The 21,683-nt window shown below is 67.6% G+C and carries 22 protein-coding genes and 1 pseudogene; 19 read left to right on the top strand and 4 right to left on the bottom strand.

What is annotated here, in order from left to right; translation table 11 throughout:
- Positions 1–237 precede the first annotated feature (237 nt).
- A complete protein-coding gene (gene xseA, locus HHL11_RS18145) occupies positions 238–1,503 on the top strand; it encodes an exodeoxyribonuclease VII large subunit (protein ID WP_169419748.1) in 1,266 nt (421 codons plus the stop codon).
- 43 nt (positions 1,504–1,546) lie between these two features.
- Complete coding sequence (locus tag HHL11_RS18150; RefSeq protein ID WP_169419749.1) at positions 1,547–2,128, top strand: superoxide dismutase; 582 nt, start codon at positions 1,547–1,549, stop codon at positions 2,126–2,128.
- Between the two features lie 40 nt (positions 2,129–2,168).
- Here HHL11_RS18150 and HHL11_RS18155 read toward each other — a convergent pair whose 3' ends face one another.
- The 3 genes from HHL11_RS18155 to HHL11_RS18165 form a co-directional block, all read right to left on the bottom strand.
- Positions 2,169–2,609, bottom strand: a complete 441-nt coding sequence (locus tag HHL11_RS18155; RefSeq protein WP_169419750.1) for a DUF192 domain-containing protein — start codon at positions 2,607–2,609, stop codon at positions 2,169–2,171.
- 79 nt (positions 2,610–2,688) lie between these two features.
- A complete protein-coding gene (locus HHL11_RS18160; RefSeq protein ID WP_169419751.1) occupies positions 2,689–2,880 on the bottom strand; it encodes a hypothetical protein in 192 nt (63 codons plus the stop codon).
- A gap of 164 nt (positions 2,881–3,044) precedes the next feature.
- Positions 3,045–3,302 carry a hypothetical protein gene (locus HHL11_RS18165; RefSeq protein WP_169419752.1) on the bottom strand — a complete coding sequence of 86 codons (258 nt, stop codon included), beginning with the start codon at positions 3,300–3,302 and terminating at the stop codon, positions 3,045–3,047.
- A 147-nt stretch (positions 3,303–3,449) separates the two neighbouring features.
- Between HHL11_RS18165 and icd the strand changes: the two genes are divergently transcribed.
- The 7 genes from icd to HHL11_RS18200 all read left to right on the top strand — a co-directional run bounded on the left by icd (position 3,450) and on the right by HHL11_RS18200 (position 11,995).
- A complete protein-coding gene (icd, locus tag HHL11_RS18170) occupies positions 3,450–4,706 on the top strand; it encodes an NADP-dependent isocitrate dehydrogenase (RefSeq protein ID WP_169419753.1) in 1,257 nt (418 codons plus the stop codon).
- Between the two features lie 128 nt (positions 4,707–4,834).
- Entirely contained in the window at positions 4,835–5,368 is a 534-nt protein-coding gene (locus HHL11_RS18175) for a hypothetical protein (RefSeq protein WP_169419754.1), read from the top strand.
- 19 nt (positions 5,369–5,387) lie between these two features.
- Positions 5,388–6,566, top strand: coding sequence for a peptidylprolyl isomerase (locus HHL11_RS18180; protein WP_169419755.1), 1,179 nt, complete (start codon positions 5,388–5,390; stop codon positions 6,564–6,566).
- Between the two features lie 127 nt (positions 6,567–6,693).
- The gene (locus HHL11_RS18185) at positions 6,694–8,931 is read left to right on the top strand and encodes an NADP-dependent isocitrate dehydrogenase (RefSeq protein WP_169419756.1); all 2,238 of its coding nucleotides are present in this window, start codon (positions 6,694–6,696) and stop codon (positions 8,929–8,931) included.
- Between the two features lie 138 nt (positions 8,932–9,069).
- Entirely contained in the window at positions 9,070–9,825 is a 756-nt protein-coding gene (locus HHL11_RS18190) for a glycine zipper 2TM domain-containing protein (protein WP_240980104.1), read from the top strand.
- A gap of 62 nt (positions 9,826–9,887) precedes the next feature.
- The gene (locus tag HHL11_RS18195; RefSeq protein WP_169419757.1) at positions 9,888–11,231 is read left to right on the top strand and encodes an NfeD family protein; all 1,344 of its coding nucleotides are present in this window, start codon (positions 9,888–9,890) and stop codon (positions 11,229–11,231) included.
- A complete protein-coding gene (locus HHL11_RS18200) occupies positions 11,228–11,995 on the top strand; it encodes a slipin family protein (RefSeq protein WP_169419758.1) in 768 nt (255 codons plus the stop codon). The genes HHL11_RS18195 and HHL11_RS18200 overlap by 4 nt, the downstream gene beginning before the upstream one ends.
- A gap of 175 nt (positions 11,996–12,170) precedes the next feature.
- Here the strand turns inward: HHL11_RS18200 and HHL11_RS34445 are convergent.
- Positions 12,171–12,368, bottom strand: a pseudogene (locus tag HHL11_RS34445) (cold-shock protein); the annotation flags it as partial.
- Positions 12,369–12,610: 242 nt separating this feature from the next.
- On the opposite strand from HHL11_RS34445, the gene clpS reads away from it, so the two are divergent.
- The 10 genes from clpS to ccmC all read left to right on the top strand — a co-directional run bounded on the left by clpS (position 12,611) and on the right by ccmC (position 21,682).
- Positions 12,611–12,970 (top strand): ATP-dependent Clp protease adapter ClpS, encoded by a 360-nt coding sequence (gene clpS, locus HHL11_RS18210; RefSeq protein WP_205964304.1) that lies wholly within the window; start codon positions 12,611–12,613, stop codon positions 12,968–12,970.
- Between the two features lie 52 nt (positions 12,971–13,022).
- Positions 13,023–15,368, top strand: a complete 2,346-nt coding sequence (clpA, locus tag HHL11_RS18215) for an ATP-dependent Clp protease ATP-binding subunit ClpA (RefSeq protein WP_169419761.1) — start codon at positions 13,023–13,025, stop codon at positions 15,366–15,368.
- 118 nt (positions 15,369–15,486) lie between these two features.
- Positions 15,487–15,645, top strand: coding sequence for a periplasmic nitrate reductase, NapE protein (gene napE, locus HHL11_RS18220; RefSeq protein ID WP_169419762.1), 159 nt, complete (start codon positions 15,487–15,489; stop codon positions 15,643–15,645).
- A gap of 10 nt (positions 15,646–15,655) precedes the next feature.
- A complete protein-coding gene (locus tag HHL11_RS18225; protein WP_169419763.1) occupies positions 15,656–16,000 on the top strand; it encodes a chaperone NapD in 345 nt (114 codons plus the stop codon).
- Positions 15,972–18,473, top strand: coding sequence for a periplasmic nitrate reductase subunit alpha (napA, locus tag HHL11_RS18230; RefSeq protein WP_169419764.1), 2,502 nt, complete (start codon positions 15,972–15,974; stop codon positions 18,471–18,473). The genes HHL11_RS18225 and napA overlap by 29 nt, the downstream gene beginning before the upstream one ends.
- Positions 18,470–18,970 carry a nitrate reductase cytochrome c-type subunit gene (locus HHL11_RS18235; protein ID WP_169419765.1) on the top strand — a complete coding sequence of 167 codons (501 nt, stop codon included), beginning with the start codon at positions 18,470–18,472 and terminating at the stop codon, positions 18,968–18,970. The genes napA and HHL11_RS18235 overlap by 4 nt, the downstream gene beginning before the upstream one ends.
- A gap of 12 nt (positions 18,971–18,982) precedes the next feature.
- Positions 18,983–19,582: a cytochrome c3 family protein gene (locus HHL11_RS18240; protein ID WP_169419766.1), complete on the top strand. Its 600-nt coding sequence runs from the start codon at positions 18,983–18,985 to the stop codon at positions 19,580–19,582.
- A gap of 4 nt (positions 19,583–19,586) precedes the next feature.
- Positions 19,587–20,243 carry a cytochrome c biogenesis heme-transporting ATPase CcmA gene (ccmA, locus tag HHL11_RS18245; RefSeq protein ID WP_169419767.1) on the top strand — a complete coding sequence of 219 codons (657 nt, stop codon included), beginning with the start codon at positions 19,587–19,589 and terminating at the stop codon, positions 20,241–20,243.
- 4 nt (positions 20,244–20,247) lie between these two features.
- On the top strand, positions 20,248–20,916 hold the full coding sequence (gene ccmB, locus HHL11_RS18250; RefSeq protein ID WP_169419768.1) for a heme exporter protein CcmB: 669 nt from the start codon (positions 20,248–20,250) through the stop codon (positions 20,914–20,916).
- Positions 20,917–20,920: 4 nt separating this feature from the next.
- Positions 20,921–21,682: a heme ABC transporter permease CcmC gene (ccmC, locus tag HHL11_RS18255; RefSeq protein ID WP_342593236.1), complete on the top strand. Its 762-nt coding sequence runs from the start codon at positions 20,921–20,923 to the stop codon at positions 21,680–21,682.
- The last annotated feature ends 1 nt before the right edge of the window (position 21,683 follow it).

The following is a 21,683-nucleotide window of genomic DNA, read 5'->3' on the forward strand; positions in this document are numbered from 1 at the left end:
CCCCTCCACCCCGCCCGAACCCGCGCCAATACTGAGCCGTGACAGAACGATGACGTTTTGAGCAGGAAAAAGCCCTTTGCTATCAATAGCTTGCATCGAGAAATCAGCGTCTGCGGCTAGGCCGCTGGGTCACTTGCCTGCTTCCTGCACGCTGTGGATGAATTTCCATCGGGTAAACCCTGGATCCTTCCTATTTTGCTGACTTCGCAATCCCCGTTTCCAGCGGTTACGCCTCGCATGTGGCAGGTTGGCGCGCTTTGCCGCGCCATTGCCGACGCGCTCGAGTCCCGCTTCAACCCCGTGTCCGTGCGCGGCGAGATCACCGGCTTTTCGCGCGCCGCCAGCGGCCACTGCTATTTCACGCTCAAGGATGCCCAGGGGCAGATCCGCTGCGCGATGTTCCGCCGCGCCGCCGGCCTGCTGCAGTTCCTGCCGCGCGACGGCGAACTGGTCGAGGTGCAAGGGCGCCTCGGCGTCTATGAACCGCGCGGCGACCTGCAACTGATTGTGGAAAGCTTGCGGCGCGCCGGGCAGGGCGCGCTGTTCGAGCAGTTCCTGCGCATGAAGGCCAAGCTGGAGGCCGAAGGGCTGTTCGAGCCCGAGCGCAAGCGGCCGTTGCCGCTGCTGCCGCGCGGCATCGGCATCGTCACCTCGCTGCAGGCCGCTGCGCTGCACGACGTGGTCACCTGCCTGCGGCGGCGCGCGCCGCATGTCCAGGTGGTCCTGGCGCCGGCGGCCGTGCAGGGCGCGCAGGCGCCGGGCGAACTGGTCGCCGGGCTCGAAGCGCTGTACCGCCAGGCCGACGCGGGAGCCATCGACCTCATCCTGCTGGTGCGCGGCGGCGGTTCCATCGAAGACCTCTGGGCCTTCAACGACGAACAGCTGGCCCGCACCATCGTGCGCAGCCCGGTGCCGCTGGTGAGCGGCGTGGGCCACGAGACCGACTTCACCATCGCCGATTTCTGCGCCGACCTGCGCGCGCCGACGCCGACCGCGGCGGCGGAACTCGCCGCGCAGCCGCGCGACACCTGGCTGGGCGCGCTCGACCTCGCGGGCGAGCGCCTGCAGCAAGCGGCGTGGCGCCGGCTCGACCGTGCCAGCCAGCGTCTCGACGCCGCGGCGGCGCACCTCGGCCGGCCTTCGGCGCGCGCGGCGCAGCAGCACCTGCGCGTGGAACGCAGCGCGCAGCGCCTGCGCCATGCGCTTGCGCTGCGCGTGCAGCGCGGGCGCGATGCGCTGGCGGTTGCCGGCACGCGCTACCAAAGCGCGGCAGCGGACCGCCTCGCGCGCGCGGACCAGCGGCTCGACCGCATCGACCTGCGACTGCAGTTGCTGGACCCGCGGCTCGTGCTGCAGCGTGGCTACGCGCTGCTGACCGATCGCGCATCGGGGCGCCCGGTGACCGCTGTCGCGCAAGTCCAGGCGGGCCAGGAACTGCGCGCAGCCCTCGCGGATGGCGAGGTTGATGTGACCGTCGCGCCGGGCGCCTCGCCGCGCGCCTAGAATCGGGCACGTTCGATAACCACCCAACGAGGAAAGAAGAGCCATGGAACACGTCCTGCCCCCGCTGCCGTACCCGATCGAGTCGCTGGCGCCCGCCTATTCGAAAGAGACCCTCGAGTACCACCACGGCAAGCACCACAAGGCCTACGTCGACAACCTGAACAAGCTGCAGGTCGGCACCGAGTTCGAGAACATGCCGCTGGAGGACATCGTCCGCAAGTCCTCGGGCGCCATTTACAACAACTCCGCCCAGATCTGGAACCACACCTTCTTCTGGAACTGCATGAAGCCCAACGGCGGCGGCGAGCCCACCGGCGCGCTGGCCCAGGCGATCAGCGCCAAGTGGGGCAGCTTCGCGGCCTTCAAGGAAGCCTTCGTCAAGTCCGCCGTCGGCAACTTCGGTTCCGGCTGGACCTGGCTGGTGAAGAAGGCCGACGGCAGCGTCGACATCGTCAACACCGGCGCCGCCGGCACGCCGCTGACCACCGCCGACCGCGCGCTGCTGACGGTGGACGTGTGGGAACACGCGTACTACATCGACTACCGCAACGCCCGCCAGAAGTTCGTCGAGACCTTCTTCGACAAGCTGGTGAACTGGGACTTCGCCGCCAAGAACTTTGGTTGACGTCTCGCATGAATGAAAAAGGCCGCTCACGCGGCCTTTTTCATTTGGCGAAGGGCTGGCCCGCGAGCACGGCTCCGGCCTTGATCCCCTTCTTGGCGAACCAGCCCTTGTTCATCTCCAGGACGTAGCGCACCGGCTCCCTGGAGCAGTGCGAGTCCTCGGTCTGGGGCTTCATGTCCTCGATGTTGACGATGCGGCCGTCGTCGGCGACGAAGGCGACCGACAGCGGCAACAGGGTGTTCTTCATCCAGAAGCACTGCTGGCTCGGGTACTCGAACACGAACAGCATGCCTTCGTGCTGCGGCATGGACTTGCGGAACATCAGCCCGATCATGCGCTGCTCGTTGGTGGCGGCGACCTGGGCGTCGATCTGGTGCATGCCGGCGGACAGCTTCACCCGCGGCAGGTCCATCTGGGGCGCGTCCTGCGCCAGTGCGAGGGTGGCGGCGCAGGCCGCGGCCAGGGCAATCAGCTTCTTCATGGTGTGTATTGTGCGTCTTGCGCGAGGCCCCAAGAAAAATGCCCGCACGCGGCGGGCATCGTTCTCGCGAAGGCCTGGATCAGGACTTCTTTTCTTCGGCCTTGGTTTCCTTCTTGGCCGAAGACTTGTGGGAGGACTTCTTCTTGTGGGTGGCCTTCTTCTCGGACTTGGCGGCCTTCGGCGCGGAAGCGTCGGCGGCGGGCGTGGTCTGGGCGAAGGCGCCGGTCACGGCGAAGGCGGAAACGAGCAGCGCGGCGAGCAGCTTGGTCATGGCGAATGAGTCCTTTCGGGAATGGTCCGGTTTTTCAGGAATGCATCCTCCCGCTATGCGGGAAGGCCCATCCGTAACGGCGGCTCACGCCAGGCGGTTGACAGGGATCGACCCCTAAATGAAAAAGCCCGCCAGAGGCGGGCTTTGCACGAAGAGTGAGTCGATTACGACTTCTTCTCTTCCTTCTTCTCTTCGGTCTTGGCGGCTTCCTTCTTGGAGGCCTTCTTGTCAGCCTTGGCGGCCTTGGTGGCCTTCTTCTTTTCGGCCTTCGCTTCCTTCTTCGCTTCGGCCTTGGCCGGAGCGGCGGCGGCCGCGGGGGCGGCAGCGGCGGCGGGAGCAGCAGCCGGGGCGGCGGCGGGAGCTTGCGCGAACACGGCGGCGGACATCAGGCCGGCAACCAGGGCGGCGAGGAGCTTGCTCATTGGAATCGTTCCTTCAGAGTGGATCGTTTTTGAAAACGCCCGTCGCGATATTGCGGCAGACACTTCCGAAACGCGGCAATGAAAGCGGCGGTTGACACTGCCCCGTAAAGATCGTGTGTGCGGTTCGCCGCTAGAATCTTCGCCACAATGGCTTACCAGCATATCCAGGTCCCCGCGGAGGGCCAGAAGATCACGGTCAACGCCGACATGTCCCTGAACGTGCCGGACCAGCCGATCATCCCTTACATCGAGGGCGACGGCACCGGGGTCGACATCACGCCGGTCATGCTGAAGGTCGTGGATGCCGCGGTGGAACATGCCTACCGCGGCAAGCGCAGGATCCACTGGATGGAGATGTTCGCCGGCGAGAAGGCCACGCGCGTCTACGGGCCCGACGTCTGGCTGCCGGACGAGACGCTGCAGGCCGCGCGCGAATATGTCCTCTCCATCAAGGGCCCGCTGACCACGCCGGTGGGCGGCGGCATCCGTTCGCTGAACGTGGCCCTGCGCCAGCAGCTGGATCTCTATGTCTGCCTGCGCCCGGTGCAGTACTTCAAGGGCGTGCCTTCGCCGCTGAAGGAGCCGGAGAAGACCAACATGGTGATCTTCCGCGAGAACTCGGAAGACATCTACGCCGGCATCGAGTTCGAGGCGGGCAGCGAGAAGGCGAAGAAGCTGATCGCCTTCCTCGAGAAGGACATGGGGGTGCGCACGATCCGCTTCCCCGAGACCTCCGCCGTCGGCGTCAAGCCGGTGTCCATCGAAGGCACCGAACGCCTGGTGCGCAAGGCCTACCAGTACGCCATCGACAACGACAGGCCCTCCGTGACGCTGGTGCACAAGGGCAACATCATGAAGTTCACCGAAGGCGGCTTCCGCGACTGGGGCTATGCCCTGGCCAGGAAGGAGTTCGGCGCGGAGGCCATCGACGGCGGGCCGTGGATGAAGTTCAAGAACCCGCGCACCGGCCGCGACATCGTCGTCAAGGACGCGATCGCCGACGCCTTCCTGCAGCAGATCCTGATGCGGCCGGCGGAGTACAGCGTGGTCGCCACGCTCAACCTGAACGGCGACTACATTTCCGACGCGCTGGTCGCGCAGGTGGGCGGCATGGGCATCGCCCCCGGCGCGAACATGAGCGACTCGGTCGCCATGTTCGAGGCCACCCACGGCACGGCGCCCCGCTACGCCGGCAAGGACTACGTGAACCCCGGCTCGGAGATCCTGTCGGCCGAGATGATGCTGCGCCACATGGGTTGGACCGAGGCCGCCGACCTGATCATCAAGTCGCTGGAGAAGGCCGTCCAGTCGAAGAAGGTCACCTACGACTTCGCGCGGCTCATGGAAGGCGCCACGCAGGTCAGTTGCTCGGGCTTCGGCCAGGTGATGATCGACCAGATGTGACGGTGCCTGCACCATCGAGGAAAGCCACCTTCGGGTGGCTTTTTCCTTGGTGCTCCGTCGCGGGGCGCCAACAGTGCCCTCCCTAGAATGGCGCCCGCCAAAACATCCCAACAACGAGGAGGAAATTCATGAAAATTCTGCCACTGCGCCTGCTGCTCACCCTGGCCTTCGCGCTGCTCGTCCTGTGCGGCTGCGCCACGTCGCCGACGACAACGGACGGCGCCTCGCTGCGCCCGAACCAGGGCCTGCTGGCTTTCCACGTCACTTCGAACGCCGACGCCTTCCTGGGTTTCGGCGACTTTGCGAGCACCTCCACCTTCGGCAGCCGCTTCAACGAGAACATGGTCGGCGCCAAGGGGCAACTGCGCATCAAGGCGGGCGAGACCTACTACATGGTGCCCCTGGACGCGGGTGACTACATGTTCACCAAGTTCACCGTGCACCCGAAGTTCGCCTGGCTGCAGGCGACCAACCGCTTCAAGGTGCGCGCCAACGCCATCACCTACATCGGGCACATCAACATCAAGGTGACGGACAGCCGCTTCAGCATCCAGGCCCTGGACCACGAGCTCGAGATGCGCACCTACCTGGCCGACACCTATCCGGCCTACTTCAAGGCCATGGATTTCCAGAAGTCCTTCGCCGAACTGAGCCTGCGCTGAAGCATCGGAGGAAGGACAGATGCTTCGATCGATCATCGCATGCGTGGCGCTTGCGCTGCTTGCGGGCGGCGTGTGGGCCAGAGGCGGCGGCAGCTACATCGTCGTCGTGCCGGGAGTCGCGCCCGCCCAACCGGGCAACGCGTGCATCGCCGAGGGCGTGGCCAGCGGCCAGGAGACGAAGGCTTCGGACGGCACTCTGGTCCTGGCAACGGGCGTGCACGGCGCCAATTCCGCCCGCTGCCCGGACCCCGCCTTCCCGAACCTGGCGACGACCCAGAAGCTGGCGTCGGAGGAGGTCCGCAAGGTGCCGTCGGCGCAGTGCGTTCCCCAGGGCTCGAAGGTCGGGGACGAAGTGGTCATCCAGTTCTACGGGCTCGCGACGGTGCTGGAGGTGAACCCCCTCGGCACCCAGTGCCGCCTCGGCATGGAGGCGACCGTCATCGGCACCGCGGCGTATCGCGCGGCCCACCCTGCACCGGCGCCTGAACCGGCGGCGCCGCAGGTGCAGGCGGCGCCGCGCGAGCCCACCGATGCGGAGATCCAGCAGGAGTACGACCGCCTCGTCGCCGCGGCCGTGCCGGTGAGGGAGTTCCACGTGCGGCACATCCTGGTGCGCACGCGGGAAGAGGCCGAATCGGCGCTGAAGGAAATCCAGTCCGGGAAGTCGTTCGCCGAAGTGGCAGGCAGGGTCTCCATCGATCCCAGCAGCCGCTTCAAGGGTGGCGACCTGGGCTGGAACGTGCCTTCGGCGTTCATCGACGAGTTCTCGAAGACCATGGTGTCGCTAGATCCCGCGGGCCTGGCGACGGAACCGACGCGCACGCGCTTCGGCTGGCATGTGATCGAGGTTCTGGCGGCCAAGACCGGCAAGGACTCGTTCCCGCCGCTGGCCACCGTGAAGGACCGGATCGCGGCGAAGCTCAGGGACACCCGTGCCGCGGCCGCACACGTCCCGGCGAAGGCCGTCTGCAGGAAGATGGTTGCGCCGGACGTCGCCGCCGCGGTCCGGGACGGCGCCCAGGGCACCGTGGTCGCGGAGATGCGCGTCGAGAACGGCAAGGTCGTGGAAATCCTGAGCTTGTCGGGGCCCGGCGTCTTCCATGCCGCCGTGACCGATGCGGTGAACAGGTACGAATGCGACCGCCTCGACCGGCCGGTGATTGCCACGCAGTCCTTTGAGTTCAAGGCGGCGAATTAGTCCAGCCGGCCCAGCTCAGGAGCCGTCCCCGGGCGGCTATTTTTATGGCCCCGGTTCCACAGCGTAAAATACCTCCTCGCATCGTGGCGCTCGCCGACTTTCACCAACCTTCCTGAGAGACATCCCCTTGGCTGCCGACCGTTCCAAGATCATCTACACGCTGACCGACGAAGCCCCGTACCTGGCAACGCACTCGTTCCTGCCCATCGTCCGCACCTTCGCTGCGGCCGCCGGCATCGACGTGGCCGAGAGCGACATCTCGGTGGCGAACCGGATCCTGGGCGAGTTCCCGGACTTCCTGACGGACGCCCAGAAGGTGCCCAACACGCTGTCGGAGCTGGGCAAGAAGACGCTGCAGGCCGATGCCAACATCATCAAGCTGCCGAACATCAGCGCTTCGCAGAACCAGCTGGTCGCGGCCATCCGCGAGCTGCGCTCCAAGGGCTTCATGGTCCCCGAGTACCCGGAAGCGCCGAAGACCGACGAAGAGAAGGCGATCCGCCAGCGCTACGCGAAGATCCTGGGTTCGGCGGTGAACCCCGTGCTGCGCGAAGGCAACTCCGACCGCCGCGCGCCCAAGGCGGTGAAGGAATACGCCCGCAAGAACCCGCACAGCATGGCCCCGTGGAGCCAGGCTTCGCGCACGCACGTGTCGCACATGGTCGGCGGCGACTTCTACGCCGGCGAGAAGTCGCTGACGCTGGACAAGGCGCGCGACGTCAAGATGGAGCTGGTCACGAAGTCCGGCAAGACCGTCGTGCTGAAGCCGAAGGTCGCGCTGCTGGAAGGCGAGATCATCGACTCGATGTTCATGAGCAAGAAGGCCCTGCTGGCCTTCTACGAGCAGCAGATCGAGGACGCGCACAAGACCGGCGTGATGTTCTCGCTGCACGTCAAGGCCACCATGATGAAGGTGTCGCACCCCATCGTGTTCGGCCACGCCGTGCGCACCTTCTACAAGGACGCCTTCGCCAAGCACGCCAAGCTGTTCGACGAGCTGGGCGTGAACGTCAACAACGGCATGGCGAACCTCTACGAGAAGATCGCCACGCTGCCCGAGTCCAAGCAGGACGAGATCAAGCTGGACCTGCACAAGTGCCTGGAACATCGCCCGGCGCTGGCCATGGTCGATTCCGCCCGCGGCATCACCAACTTCCACTCGCCCAACGACGTGATCGTCGACGCCTCCATGCCGGCCATGATCCGCCAGGGCGGCAAGATGTACGGCGCCGACGGCCGCCTGCAGGAAGTGAAGGCCGTGATCCCCGAGTCGACCTTCGCCCGCATCTACCAGGAGATCATCAACTTCTGCAAGTGGCATGGCGCCTTCGACCCGAAGACCATGGGCACGGTCCCCAACGTGGGCCTGATGGCGCAGCAGGCCGAGGAATACGGCTCGCACGACAAGACCTTCGAGATCGCCGAGGACGGCGTCGCCAACATCACCGACCTGGCCACCGGCGAAGTGCTGCTGTCGCAGAACGTGGAGCAGGGCGACCTCTGGCGCATGTGCCAGGTGAAGGACGCCGCCATCCGCGACTGGGTCAAGCTGGCCGTCACCCGCGCCCGCAACTCCGGCATGGAAGCCGTGTTCTGGCTGGACAACTACCGCCCGCACGAGTCCGAGCTGCGCAAGAAGGTCGAGAAGTACCTGAAGGAGCACGACACCAATGGCCTGACCATCAAGGTCATGAGCCAGGTGCGCGCCATGCGCTACACGCTGGAACGCGTGATGCGCGGCAAGGACACGATCAGCGTCACCGGCAACATCCTGCGCGACTACCTGACCGACCTGTTCCCGATCATGGAGCTGGGCACCAGCGCCAAGATGCTGTCCATCGTGCCGCTGATGGCCGGCGGCGGCATGTACGAGACGGGTGCCGGCGGCTCCGCGCCCAAGCACGTGCAGCAGCTGGTGGAGGAGAACCACCTGCGCTGGGATTCGCTGGGCGAGTTCCTCGCGCTGGCCGTCAGCCTGGAAGACGAAGGCCTCAAGACCGGCAACAAGAAGGCCAAGGTCGTGGCCGACGCGCTGGACGCGGCCACGGGCAAGCTCCTGGACAACAACAAGAACCCCTCGCCGAAGACGGGACAGCTGGACAACCGCGGCAGCCAGTTCTACCTGACCCTGTACTGGGCCCAGGCGCTGGCGGAGCAGAAGGACGACGCCGAGCTGGCCAAGCGCTTCGCGCCCCTGGCCAAGGCGCTTGCCGACAACGAGAAGAAGATCGTCGAGGAACTGAACGCCGTGCAGGGCAAGGCGGTCGATATCGGCGGCTACTACTTCCCGGACCGCAAGAAGGTCAGCGCGATCATGCGCCCCAGCGAGACCTTCAACGCCGCTCTGGCGTCCGCGCAAGGCTGACAGCCTGTAACGAGTGGCTGGGGCCCACAAGGGTCCTGCCGCTCATGCCTGGAAAGCCGCCTTTGGGCGGCTTTTTTCATGGCTTTGCGGGCCCGCTGCTACAAGAAAAGGCATCGGAAGAGCTGTTGGGAGATCGAGATGCGCAAAGCCTTCGTGATGGCGGCCTTCGGCGCCGCGCTGGCCGCGCCCGCGGCATTCGCGGATGGCCACGGCCACGGCCATGGCCACGACAAGGACGAATGGTGGGACGGCGAGTGCCACGTCGTCCGCAAGTGGAAGCACGGCGAGGTCGAGGAAAAGCGGACCTGCCATGAGCACCGCCCCGAGACGGTGTACGTGGTGCCGGCGCGGCCGGCGGTCATCGTGCAGCCGCAGCCGGTGATGGTGGCGCCGCCGCCCCCGCCGCAGCCTGCGATGGCCGTGGTCTATCCGCCCTGGATCGTGCAGCAGCGCGGCCAGTACGTGTACCACCCGGAATACCGGCCGGTCATGGCCACGGGCGACGCCCGGCGCTGCAACAGCGCCAACGTGGGCCGGGTGCTGGGCGGCATCGTCGGCGGCGTGCTGGGCAACCAGATCGGCAGCGGCAACGGCCGCACGGCAGCCACCGTGGGCGGCGCCGTCGCGGGCGTGCTGGTCGGCGGCGAAGTCGGACGCCGCATCGATGCGGGCAACCAGGCCTGCGTCGGCGAGGTGCTGGAGGTGGCGCCGGTGGGCCGCCGCGTGCAGTGGGTGGAAAGCCGCACGACCTACGTCGTGACGCCCGGTCGCGTGACGGAGCGCCATGGCGCGCATTGCCGTCCCTACACGCTGGACATGCAGGTCGGCGCCGGCTGGCAGCGCACCGAAGGCGTGGCCTGCCGCCGTCCGGGCGGCGTCTGGGTCGCCGCCTGAGCAGGTAAACGCGCGGGCCCCGGCTTGCGCGAACCCCGGCCGTTCGCCATGATCGAACGGCCATGGGCCCGTTCCGTCGCGCACTTGCCTGGCTGGCCGCCATGCTGCTGGCCGCGGCAGCGCATGCCGCGCCGGTGCTGGTGCTCGAAGTGCAGGACGCCATCGGTCCCGCCAGCGCCAGCTACATGCTGCGGGGCATCGCGCGGGCCGAGGCCGAAGGCGCGCCGCTGCTGGTGATCCGCCTGGACACGCCGGGCGGACTCGACCTCTCGATGCGGCAGGTGATCCAGGCCATTCTTGCCTCGCGGGTCCCGGTGGCCGTCTACGTCAGTCCGGAAGGCGCGCGGGCCGCCAGCGCCGGCACCTACATCCTCTATGCAGCCCACATCGCGGCGATGGCGCCGGCGACCACGCTGGGCGCGGCCACGCCGGTAGCCATCGGCATCGGCGGCGAGCGCAAGCCGGCGGCGCCGGCCAGCGCGGCGTCTGCGGTCGCCGGCCCGGCCGACCCGATGACCGCCAAGCAGGTACACGACGCCGCGGCCTACATCCGCGGGCTGGCCCAGCAACGCGGCCGCAATGCCGAGTGGGCCGAGCGGGCCGTGCGCGAGGCGGTGACGCTGACCGCCAGCGAGGCCGTGCGCGAGCACGTGGTCGACCTGGTGGCCAAGGACGTGCCCGACCTGCTGGCCCAGGTCGATGGCCGCAAGGTGCAGCTGCAGGACCGCGAAGTGACGCTGGCCACGCGCGGCGCGGCCACCGAGCGGCTGCTGCCCGACTGGCGCCAGCGGCTGCTGTCGGTGATTGCCAATCCCAGCCTGGCGCTGATGCTGCTGATGATCGGGCTGTATGGCCTGGCGTTCGAATTCATGTCGCCGGGCCTGGTGGCGCCGGGCGTGATCGGCGGCATCTGCCTGCTGCTGGCGCTGTTCGCGCTGCAGATGCTGCCTGTGAACTACGCCGGCCTCGGCCTGATCGTGCTGGGCATGCTGCTGCTGGCGGCCGAAATCGCCGCCCCCAGCTTCGTGCTGGGCGCGGGCGGCGCCGTTGCCTTGCTGGCGGGCGGGCTGCTGCTGTTCGACCGCGACGTGCCGGGCATGGCCGTGCCGCTGGTGCTGATCCTCGAACTGGTGGTGGCGTCGGTGGGCTTCGTGCTGCTGGCGGGCGGCATGGCCTGGCGCGCCCGCCGCCGGCCCGTGGTGACGGGCGTCGAGGAAATGATTGGCGCGAGCGGGGTGGTGCTGCCCACCGAGCCCGCCGGCGCGTGGGCCCAGGTGCGCGGCGAGCGCTGGCGCGTCGCCAGCCCCGAGCCGCTGCACGCCGGCCAGCGGGTGCGCGTGACGGCGCTGCGCGGGCTCACGCTGGACGTGCTCCCCGAACCCGAATCCCCCGGAGGACCGCGATGATCTTCAACTACGGCTTCGGAGCGCTGGTGCCGCTCATCGTGCTGCTGGCCGCCTTCTCGGTACGCATCCTGCGCGAGTACCAGCGCGGGGTCGTGTTCCAGCTGGGACGCTTCTGGAAGGTGAAGGGGCCGGGCCTGGTGCTGGTGATCCCCGGCGTCCAGCAGATGGTGCGGGTGGACCTGCGCGTGGTGACCATGGTGGTCGAGCCGCAGGACGTCATCTCGCGCGACAACGTCTCGGTGAAGGTCAACGCCGTCGTGTTCTTCCGCGTGATCGACCCGCAGAAGGCGATCATCCAGGTGGAGAACTTCCTGCTGGCCACCAGCCAGCTTGCCCAGACCACGCTGCGCGTCGTGCTGGGCAAGCACGAGCTCGACGAGATGCTGGCCGAGCGCGAGCGCCTGAACATCGACGTGCAGCAGATCCTGGACGCGCAGACCGACGCCTGGGGCGTGAAGGTCACGAACGTCGAGATCAAGGACATCGACCTGAGCGAGAACATGGTGCGCGCCATCGCCCGCCAGGCCGAGGCCGAGCGCGAGCGGCGCGCCAAGGTGATCCACGCCGAAGGCGAGAAGCAGGCCGCCGTGACCTTGCTGGAGGCCGCGCGTACGCTCGCCCAGCAGCCCGAGGCGCTGCAACTGCGTTATCTTCAGACCATGACACAAGTCGCCGGCGACCGCGCCAGCACGGTGGTGCTGCCGCTGCCGCTGGACCTGTTGCGTAGATGGAAGGCTGCCCGCACGGATGAGCCACCGCGCTGAGCAAATGAAATGGCCGCCTGGCGGCGGCCATCAGCGGCGGCGCGCAGCCGCCCTAGGGTTTGCTGGCGTGGTCGCCGCCGTGCCCGCCGGTGGCGTGGAACTGCGGCGCACGCACCTTGGGCTGGCGCGGCGGCCGTTCGCCGGAGCTGGGCTGCGTCTGGATGGGGCCGGGTTGCGCCTGGATGTTCTGCGCCAGCTGGCCCTTGGGGCCCTGCTGGATGTCGAACGAGACCCGCGAGCCCTGCTTGAGCGTCTTGAAGCCTTCCATCGTGATCGCTGAAAAATGAGCGAACACGTCGGAGCCACCGCCATCGGGTTCGATGAAGCCGAACCCCTTGGCGTCGTTGAACCATTTCACTGTGCCGGTCGCCATGCTGTGCGCCCCCGTTTTTCTTCCCTCAATGCGGTCCGAGAGTTTCGTTCACTCGGGCTCAGCTGTCAATATTTTCACTTAAGGCCGCGTAAGTCCGCGTCGCCAAACGATTACTTTCCAAATGCGGTGGGTGCGCGCAAGAATCAGCACAGCGCGGCCGTCGTGTCGCTTGAATGTGACGCAACCGCCACCAATTCACCTGAGGTCGGCGGGTGCTGTTTGCCCTCGATAGAATGATTTTCATGGCCAGTCAGACACCTCTCCCGCCCCCGACCGGTCCCGTCAACCGGCCGGCGGACGACGATGGCGGCTCGGTGGTAGCAGAGCGGAAAACACAGAAGACCAAACCTCCGCAGATGTACCAGGTCGTCATGCTGAATGACGACTACACGCCCATGGAATTCGTGGTGGTGGTAATCCAGGAGTTTTTCAACAAGGACCGCGAGACGGCTACCCAGATCATGCTGAAGATCCATCTGGACGGCAAAGGCATCTGCGGCGTCTATTCCAGGGACGTCGCGGCGACCAAAGTCCAGCAAGTGCAGGAGGCCGCCCGGCAAGCTGGCCATCCCCTGCAGTGTTTGAGTGAACCGGTGGAATGACCGGCACTCAGAAGGAACAGAACGTTTTGAACGATAGGCAGAAGGAAATCTCATGATTGCCCAGGAATTGGAAGTCAGCCTCCACATGGCCTTCGTGGAAGCGCGTCAGCAGCGCCACGAGTTCATCACCGTGGAGCACCTGTTGCTGGCCCTGCTGGACAACCCCAGCGCGGCCGAAGTGCTGCGCGCCTGCAGTGCGAACATCGACGACCTGCGCAAGTCGCTGTCGAACTTCATCAAGGACAACACGCCGCAGGTCGCGGGCACCGACGACGTGGACACCCAGCCCACCCTGGGGTTCCAGCGCGTCATCCAGCGCGCGATCATGCACGTGCAGTCCACCGGCAACGGCAAGAAGGAAGTCACCGGCGCCAACGTGCTGGTCGCCATCTTCGGCGAGAAGGATTCGCACGCCGTCTACTACCTGCACCAGCAGGGCGTGACGCGCCTGGACGTGGTGAACTACATCGCCCACGGCATCAAGAAGAGCGACCCGCCGGAGCCCGCCAAGAGCGGCGAGAACGCCTCGTCCGAAGAGGGCGAGGGCGGCGAGAAGAACGAGAAGGCCTCGCCGCTGGAGCAGTTCACGCAGAACCTGAACCAGTCGGCCAAGGACGGCAAGATCGACCCGCTGATCGGCCGCGAGTACGAGGTCGAGCGCGTCATCCAGATCCTGTGCCGCCGCCGCAAGAACAACCCGCTGCTGGTGGGCGAGGCCGGCGTGGGCAAGACGGCCATCGCCGAAGGCCTGGCCTGGCGCATCGTGCAGAAGGAAGTGCCGGAGATCCTCGCGGAATCCAACGTGTACTCCCTCGACATGGGCGCGCTGCTGGCGGGCACCAAGTACCGCGGCGACTTCGAGCAGCGCCTGAAGGGCGTGCTGAGGTCACTCAAGGACAAGCCCAACGCGATCCTGTTCATCGACGAGATCCACACGCTGATCGGCGCCGGCGCGGCCTCGGGCGGCACGCTGGACGCGTCCAACCTGCTGAAGCCGGCGCTTTCGAGCGGCGCGCTGAAGTGCATCGGCGCGACCACGTTCACCGAATACCGCGGCATCTTCGAGAAGGACGCGGCGCTGTCGCGGCGCTTCCAGAAGGTCGACGTCGTCGAGCCGACGGTGGAACAGACGGTCGAAATCCTGAAGGGCCTCAAGAGCCGCTTCGAGGAACACCACAGCGTCAAGTACGCCGCCGGCGCCCTGCAGGCCGCGGCCGAACTGAGCGCGAAGTACATCAACGACCGCCACCTGCCGGACAAGGCGATCGACGTGATCGACGAAGCCGGCGCGGCGCAGCGCATCCTGCCGGTGGGCAAGCGCAAGAAGACCATCTCCAAGACCGAGGTCGAGGAGATCGTGGCCAAGATCGCCCGCATCCCGCCGGCGTCCGTCAGCAACGACGACCGCAGCAAGCTGCAGACGATCGAGCGCGACCTGAAGAGCGTCGTGTTCGGCCAGGACAAAGCGCTGGAAGTGCTGGCGGCCTCCGTCAAGATGGCTCGCTCCGGCCTGGGCCGGGGCGACAAGCCGATCGGCGCCTTCCTGTTCTCCGGCCCCACGGGCGTCGGCAAGACGGAAGCGGCGAAGCAGCTGGCCTACATCATGGGCATCGACCTGATCCGCTTCGACATGTCGGAGTACATGGAGCGCCACGCGGTGTCGCGCCTGATCGGCGCGCCCCCGGGCTACGTGGGCTTCGACCAGGGCGGCCTGCTGACCGAGGCCATCACGAAGAAGCCGCACGCGGTGCTGCTGCTCGACGAAATCGAGAAGGCGCACCCGGACATCTTCAACGTGCTGCTGCAGGTGATGGACCACGGCACCCTGACGGACAACAACGGCCGCAAGGCGGACTTCCGCAACGTGATCATCATCATGACCACGAACGCGGGCGCCGAGACCATGAACAAGTCGGTGATCGGCTTCACGACGTCTCGCGAAGCGGGCGACGAGATGCAGGACATCAAGCGCCTGTTCACGCCGGAGTTCCGCAACCGCCTGGACGCCATCGTCAGCTTCAAGCCGCTGGACGAGCAGATCATCCTGCGCGTGGTCGACAAGTTCCTGCTGCAGCTGGAACAGCAGCTGTCCGAGAAGAAGGTCGAAGTCACCTTCACCGACAACCTGCGCAAGTACCTGGCGAAGAAGGGCTTCGACCCGCTGATGGGCGCGCGCCCGATGCAGCGGCTGATCCAGGACACGATCCGGCGGGCGCTGGCCGACGAACTGCTGTTCGGACGCCTCACCGAAGGTGGCCGCCTCACGGTGGACATCGAGACCAAGGTGGACGACAAGGGCGTGGAGACCAGCGACGTGCAGCTGGATATCCAGCCGTTGCCGAAGAAGGAAGGCCGGGCCAAGCCCGAGCCCGAAGAGATCTCCACCGACGGCCAGTAAGCCGCCGCGCTCGCGCAACACCAGGCCGCCTTCGGGCGGCTTTTTCTTTGCCCCAATCCCGGATTGCGTCGACGGCCGCACAAGGCAAACTTCGCGTCGTCGGTTTGCAGGGGAAGGCATGGCAAGCGAGATCGACGCGCAACGCAAGAAAGAGGAGTGGCGCAGCTTCCTGTTCCTGACCGCCGTGATGGTGCCGGTGCTGTCGGTCATCGTGGTGGGCGGCTGGGGCTTCGTCGTCTGGATGACGCAGGTCGTCACGGGTCCGCCCACGCACTGACGGGCCGGCCATGCCGATCACCCCCCGCTTCATCCACATCCAGCCCGAGGCGCCAGAAGCCTGCGAGGAATGGCACGTCGCCGGCGTTGCAGTCCACTGCACGCCGGCCCGGATCGCCGGCGTAGCCGGGGCCGTCGCCCTCATGACGGGCGCCGAGGTCCATGCGAGCAGCCCCGAAGGAAAACTGGTGGTGACCCTTGAAGGCCCTACGGCGCGCGCCATCGCGGCGCAGCTCGAAGTCCTCCACCAGCTGGAAGGGGTGCTGTCCGCGGCGCTGGTGTACCAGCACGGCGAGGACGCGGCCTCGATGGCCGAGGAGATGGGACATGAGCTTCAGCCGCAGGGACTTCATTAAGCAGACGGCGGTGGCGGCGACCGCCTCGGTGGCCGGCGTGGCGCTGCCGGCGGGCGCGGCCAACTTCGTCACCGACGGCGACCTCACCAAGCTCAAGTGGTCGAAGGCGCCGTGCCGCTTCTGCGGCACCGGCTGCGGCGTGACGGTGGCCGTCAAGGACAACCGAGTGGTCGCCACGCAGGGCGACCCGCAGGCGGAGGTGAACCGCGGCCTGAACTGCATCAAGGGCTACTTCCTGTCCAAGATCATGTACGGCTCGGACCGCCTGACGCGGCCGCTGCTGCGCATGCGCAACGGCAAGTACGACAAGAACGGCGAATTCCAGCCGGTCAGCTGGGACACGGCCTTCGACGTCATGGAGCAGCAGTTCAAGCGCGTGCTCAAGGAAAAGGGGCCCACCGCGATCGGCATGTTCGGCTCGGGCCAGTGGACGGTGTGGGAAGGCTACGCGGCCTCCAAGCTGATGAAGGGTGGCTTCCGCTCGAACAATCTCGACCCCAACGCGCGGCACTGCATGGCCAGCGCCGTGGCGGGCTTCATGCGCACCTTCGGCATGGACGAGCCCATGGGCTGCTACGACGACTTCGAGGCGGCCGATGCCTTCGTGCTGTGGGGCTCCAACATGGCGGAGATGCACCCCATCCTGTGGACGCGGGTTACCGACCGGCGCCTGAGCGCGCCGAAGACGCGGGTGGCGGTGCTGTCCACCTTCACGCACCGTTCCTTCGACCTGGCCGACATCCCGATCGTCTTCAAGCCGCAGACCGACCTGGCGATCCTGAACTACATCGCCAACTACATCATCAGCAACAACAAGGTCAACCGCGACTTCGTCAACAAGTACACCGTGTTCAAGGAGGGCGTGACCGACATCGGCTACGGCCTGCGGCCCGAACACCCGTTGCAGAAGGCGGCGAAGAACGCGGCGGACCCGGGGGCGGCCAAGCCCATCAGCTTCGATGACTTCGCCAGGTTCGTGTCGAAGTACGACGTGGAGACGGTCAGCAAGCTCTCGGGCGTGCCGCGCGAGCGGCTGGAGCACCTGGCGCAGCTCTACGCCGACCCGAACGTCAAGGTGATGTCGCTGTGGACCATGGGCTTCAACCAGCACACGCGCGGGACCTGGGCCAACAACATGGTCTACAACCTGCACCTGCTGACCGGCAAGATCGCCACCCCCGGCAACAGCCCGTTCTCGCTGACCGGCCAGCCCTCCGCCTGCGGCACGGCGCGCGAGGTCGGCACCTTCTCGCACCGGCTGCCGGCCGACATGCTGGTGGCCAATCCCAAGCATCGCGAGACGGCCGAAACGATCTGGCGCCTGCCGCCCGGCACCATCCCCGAGAAGCCCGGCTACCACGCGGTGCTGCAGAACCGCATGCTCAAGGACGGCAAGCTCAATGCCTACTGGGTGCAGGTCAACAACAACATGCAGGCCGCGGCCAACCTGATGCAGGAGGGCTACCCCGGCTACCGCAACCCGGACAACTTCATCGTCGTCTCCGACGCCTATCCCACCGTGACCGCGCTGGCCGCCGACCTGATCCTGCCCACGGCGATGTGGGTGGAGAAGGAGGGCGCCTACGGCAACGCGGAGCGCCGCACGCAGTTCTGGCACCAGCTGGTGGACGCGCCGGGCGAGTCCCGCTCCGACCTGTGGCAGCTGGTGGAATTCTCCAAGCGATTCAAGGTGGAGGAAGTCTGGCCGGCCGACCTGATCGCGAAGAAGCCCGAACTGCGCGGCAAGACGCTGTTCGACGTCCTGTACCGCAATGGCGTGGTCGACAAGTTCCCGCTGAAGGACGTCGATCCCGACTACGCCAATGCCGAGGCCAAGGCCTTCGGCTTCTACATCCAGAAGGGGCTGTTCGAAGAGTACGCGTCCTTCGGCCGCGGCCACGGCCACGACCTCGCGCCCTTCGACATGTACCACGAGGCCCGCGGCCTGCGCTGGCCGGTGGTGAACGGCCGCGAGACCAGGTGGCGCTATCGCGAGGGCAGCGACCCCTACGTGAAGGCGGGCGAGGGCTGGAAGTTCTACGGCAACCCCGATGGCAAGGCCGTGATCTTCGCGCTGCCTTACGAACCCGCCGCCGAGGCGCCGGACAAGGAATATCCGTTCTGGCTCTCGACCGGGCGCGTGCTGGAGCACTGGCATTCGGGCTCGATGACGCGCCGCGTGCCGGAGCTGTACCGGGCGGTGCCCAACGCGCTGTGCTACATGCACCCCGAGGACGCCAAGGCCCTGGGCATGCGGCGCGGCGACACGGTGGAGGTGGTCTCGCGGCGCGGCCGCATGCGCACGCGGGTGGAGACGCGCGGCCGCGACGCGCCGCCGCGCGGGCTGGTGTTCGTGCCGTGGTTCGACGCCAGCGAGTTGATCAACAAGGTCACGCTGGACGCCACGTGCCCGATCTCGCTGCAGACCGACTTCAAGAAGTGCGCGGTCAAGCTCGTGAAGGTGCAGGCATGACGGGCGTCGCGCGCATCGCAGGCACGCTCTTGCTGGCGGCATCGCTCGTGCTGGCGGGCTCCTCGGCGCCGGCCCAGAAGGCGCCTGCGCCGCCCTTCGGCGACGCCATGCGGGGGGCGACCCCCATCCCGGATTCGACCCGGCCGCCGCCGGTCTTCCCGACCGAGAACAAGGACATCCGGCGCACGCGCAACTACGCGATGCAGCCGCCGACGATTCCCCACACGATCGACAACTACCAGGTCGACAAGGACTTCAACCGCTGCATGGCCTGCCACGCGCGCACCGTGGCGCAGGACACGGGCGCCATCCCCGTGAGCGTCACGCACTACATGGACCGCAACAACAACGTGCTGGCCGAGATCTCGCCGCGCCGCTACTTCTGCACCCAGTGCCACGTGCCGCAGGTCGAGGCGAAACCGCTGGTGGGCAACACGTTCGTCGACGTCGAGCGCCTGCTGCAGCGCAAGCCCGGCGTGCTGGGATCCACCAGGTAGCCGGAGGCGTCCATGCCGGACCTGCTCAAGCGCTACTGGAGGACCATCAACCGGCCGAGCGCCTATTTCAGCCTGGGCTTCCTCACGCTGGGCGGCTTCATCGCCGGCGTGATGTTCTGGGGCGCGTTCAACACCGCGCTGGAGCTGACCAACACCGAGAAGTTCTGCACCGGCTGCCACGAGATGCGCGACAACGTGTTCCAGGAGCTGCAGGCGACGATCCACTACACCAACCGCAGCGGCGTGCGCGCGCGCTGCCCGGATTGCCACGTGCCGCACAACTGGACCAACAAGATCGCCCGCAAGATGCAGGCGTCGAAGGAGGTCTGGGGCAAGATCTTCGGCACCATCGACACGCGCGAGAAGTTCGTGGCGCACCGGTTGGAGCTGGCGCAGAACGAATGGGCACGCATGAAGGCGAACGACTCGCTCGAGTGCCGCAACTGCCACGACTACGAGTCGATGGATTTCACCCGGCAGTCGCCGCGCGCGCAGGCCATGCACTCCACCTACCTGGCCAACCGCGAGCGCACCTGCATCGACTGCCACAAGGGCATCGCCCACCACCTGCCCGACGTGGGCGCGGCCGCCCCCGGGCCGGAACGGAAGTAGCGGCATGCGCGGGCCGGCCGAGGCGAACGCACCGGTGCCGGCGGCCGGCCAGGGCCTGGCGGCTTGCGGGCTCTCGCTGCACCGTGGCGGCCGCCAGCTGCTGGCCGGCCTGGACCTGGCCCTCGGACCCGGCGAATTGCTGCAAGTCTGTGGCGCCAACGGCAGCGGCAAGACCAGCCTGCTGCGCGTGCTGGCGGGCCTGCTGGCACCGGCTGCCGGGACGCTGTCCTGGCAACTGCTGCCCGTGCGCGGCGGCGATGCGCGGTACCAGCGCTGCATCGGCTATCTCGGCCACGCCGATGGCCTCTCGGCCGACCTCGATGCGTTCGAGAACCTGGCCTACGCGCAGCGGCTGGCGGGCGCGCGGCCGGACCGCGCGGAGGCGCTGCGTGCGCTGCGGGATTTCGGTGTCGACGAGGCTGGTGGGACGCCGCTGCGGCGCCTCTCGCAGGGTCAGCGGCGCCGCATCGCGCTGGCGCGGCTGGTGCTGCTGGCGCGTCCGCTCTGGCTGCTGGACGAACCCCTGGCCGCGCTGGACGCCGCCGCCACGGCCTGCTTCACCAGCCAGCTGGCGACGCACCTGCGCGCCGGCGGCCTGGCGGTTGTCGCGACCCACCAGTTGCTGGACCTGCGCAGCCGCGTGCTGCAGCTGGAAGGCTAGGGCGATGGCGCAGGTGTTCGCGGCGACGGTGGCGCACGACCTGCTGCTGGCCTGGCGCCGGCGCAGCGGCCTGCTGGCGGGCCTGCTGTTCTTCGTCGTGGCGGCCAGCCTGTTCCCGCTGGCGCTGGGTCCCGAGCCGCAGCAGCTGCGCCTGCTCGCGCCAGGCATCCTCTGGGTCGCGGCGCTGTTGGCCTCCATGCTTTCGCTGTCCGGGCTGTTCGCAACGCAATATGCGGACGGCAGCCTCGACCAGCTGCTGCTGGCGCCGCAGCCGCTCGCGCTGCTGGTGCTGGCGAAGACCTGCGCGCACTGGCTGGCCAGCAGCGCGCCGCTGCTGCTGCTGGCGCCGCTGCTCGCGCAGCAATATGGCATGCCGGCCGGCTCCGCGCTGCAGCTCGCCGCCTCGCTGCTGGTGGGGACGCCGGTGCTGAGCCTGCTGGGCGCGGTCGGCGCGGCGCTCACCCTCGGCGTGCGGGGCGGCGCGGTGCTGCTGTGCGTGCTGGTGCTGCCCCTGTGCGTACCGGTGCTGGTGTTCGGCGCGGACGCAGGCGCGGCCGCCGATGCCGGCCTCGGCATGCTGCCGCAGTTGTCGCTGCTGGGCGCCTGCCTGGCGCTCGGCCTGTTCGCCTGTCCGCTGGCGGCCGCAGCCGGCCTGCGCATCGCGCTGGAATGAGGCCGTGGACAGGGTCGCTTCCTCCTGGAATAGCCCGCCGGCACCCAGCCGCCGCGCGCGCTGGCTCGCGCTGGCTTCGGCGCGCCGCTTCGACCCGGTGGCCGGCCGGCTCGTGCCGCTGTTCTTCGCCGGCGCGCTGGCGTGTGCGCTGGCGGCCCTGTACGTCGGCTTCGCCGTCGCGCCGGCCGATGCGCAGCAGGGCGAGGTCTACCGCATCATCTTCATTCACGTGCCGGCGGCGTGGTTGTCGATGTTCATCTACCTCGTCATGGCCGGCTACGGCGCGCTGGCACTGGTGCTGCACACGCGCTTGTCGGCCCTGATGGTCACGGCGCTGGCGCCCACGGGCGCGCTGTTCACGGCGATCGCGCTGGCCACCGGCTCGCTGTGGGGCCAGCCGACCTGGGGCACCTGGTGGGTGTGGGATGCGCGCCTGACCTCCGAGCTGCTGCTGCTGTTCCTCTACCTGGGACTGCTGGCCCTCGACGGGGCGATCGAGGAGCCGCGCCGCGCCGAGCGCGCCTGCGCGCTGCTGGCGGTGGTGGGCGCGGTGAACGTACCGGTGATCTGGTTCTCGGTGCAGTGGTGGAACACGCTGCACCAGGGCGCGTCGGTGAGCCTCACCGCCGCTCCGTCCATGGCGCTCGCCATGCTGGCCGGCATGCTGCTGATGGCGCTGGCCTGCTGGCTGTACGCGATCGGCGCGTCGCTGGTGCGCCTGCGCTGCCTGCTGCGCGAGCGCGGCGTGCTGGGCGAGGCGGCCTGAC

It is taken from the genome of Ramlibacter agri (genome assembly GCF_012927085.1).
Classification (GTDB): Bacteria; Pseudomonadota; Gammaproteobacteria; order Burkholderiales; family Burkholderiaceae_C; genus Ramlibacter; species Ramlibacter agri.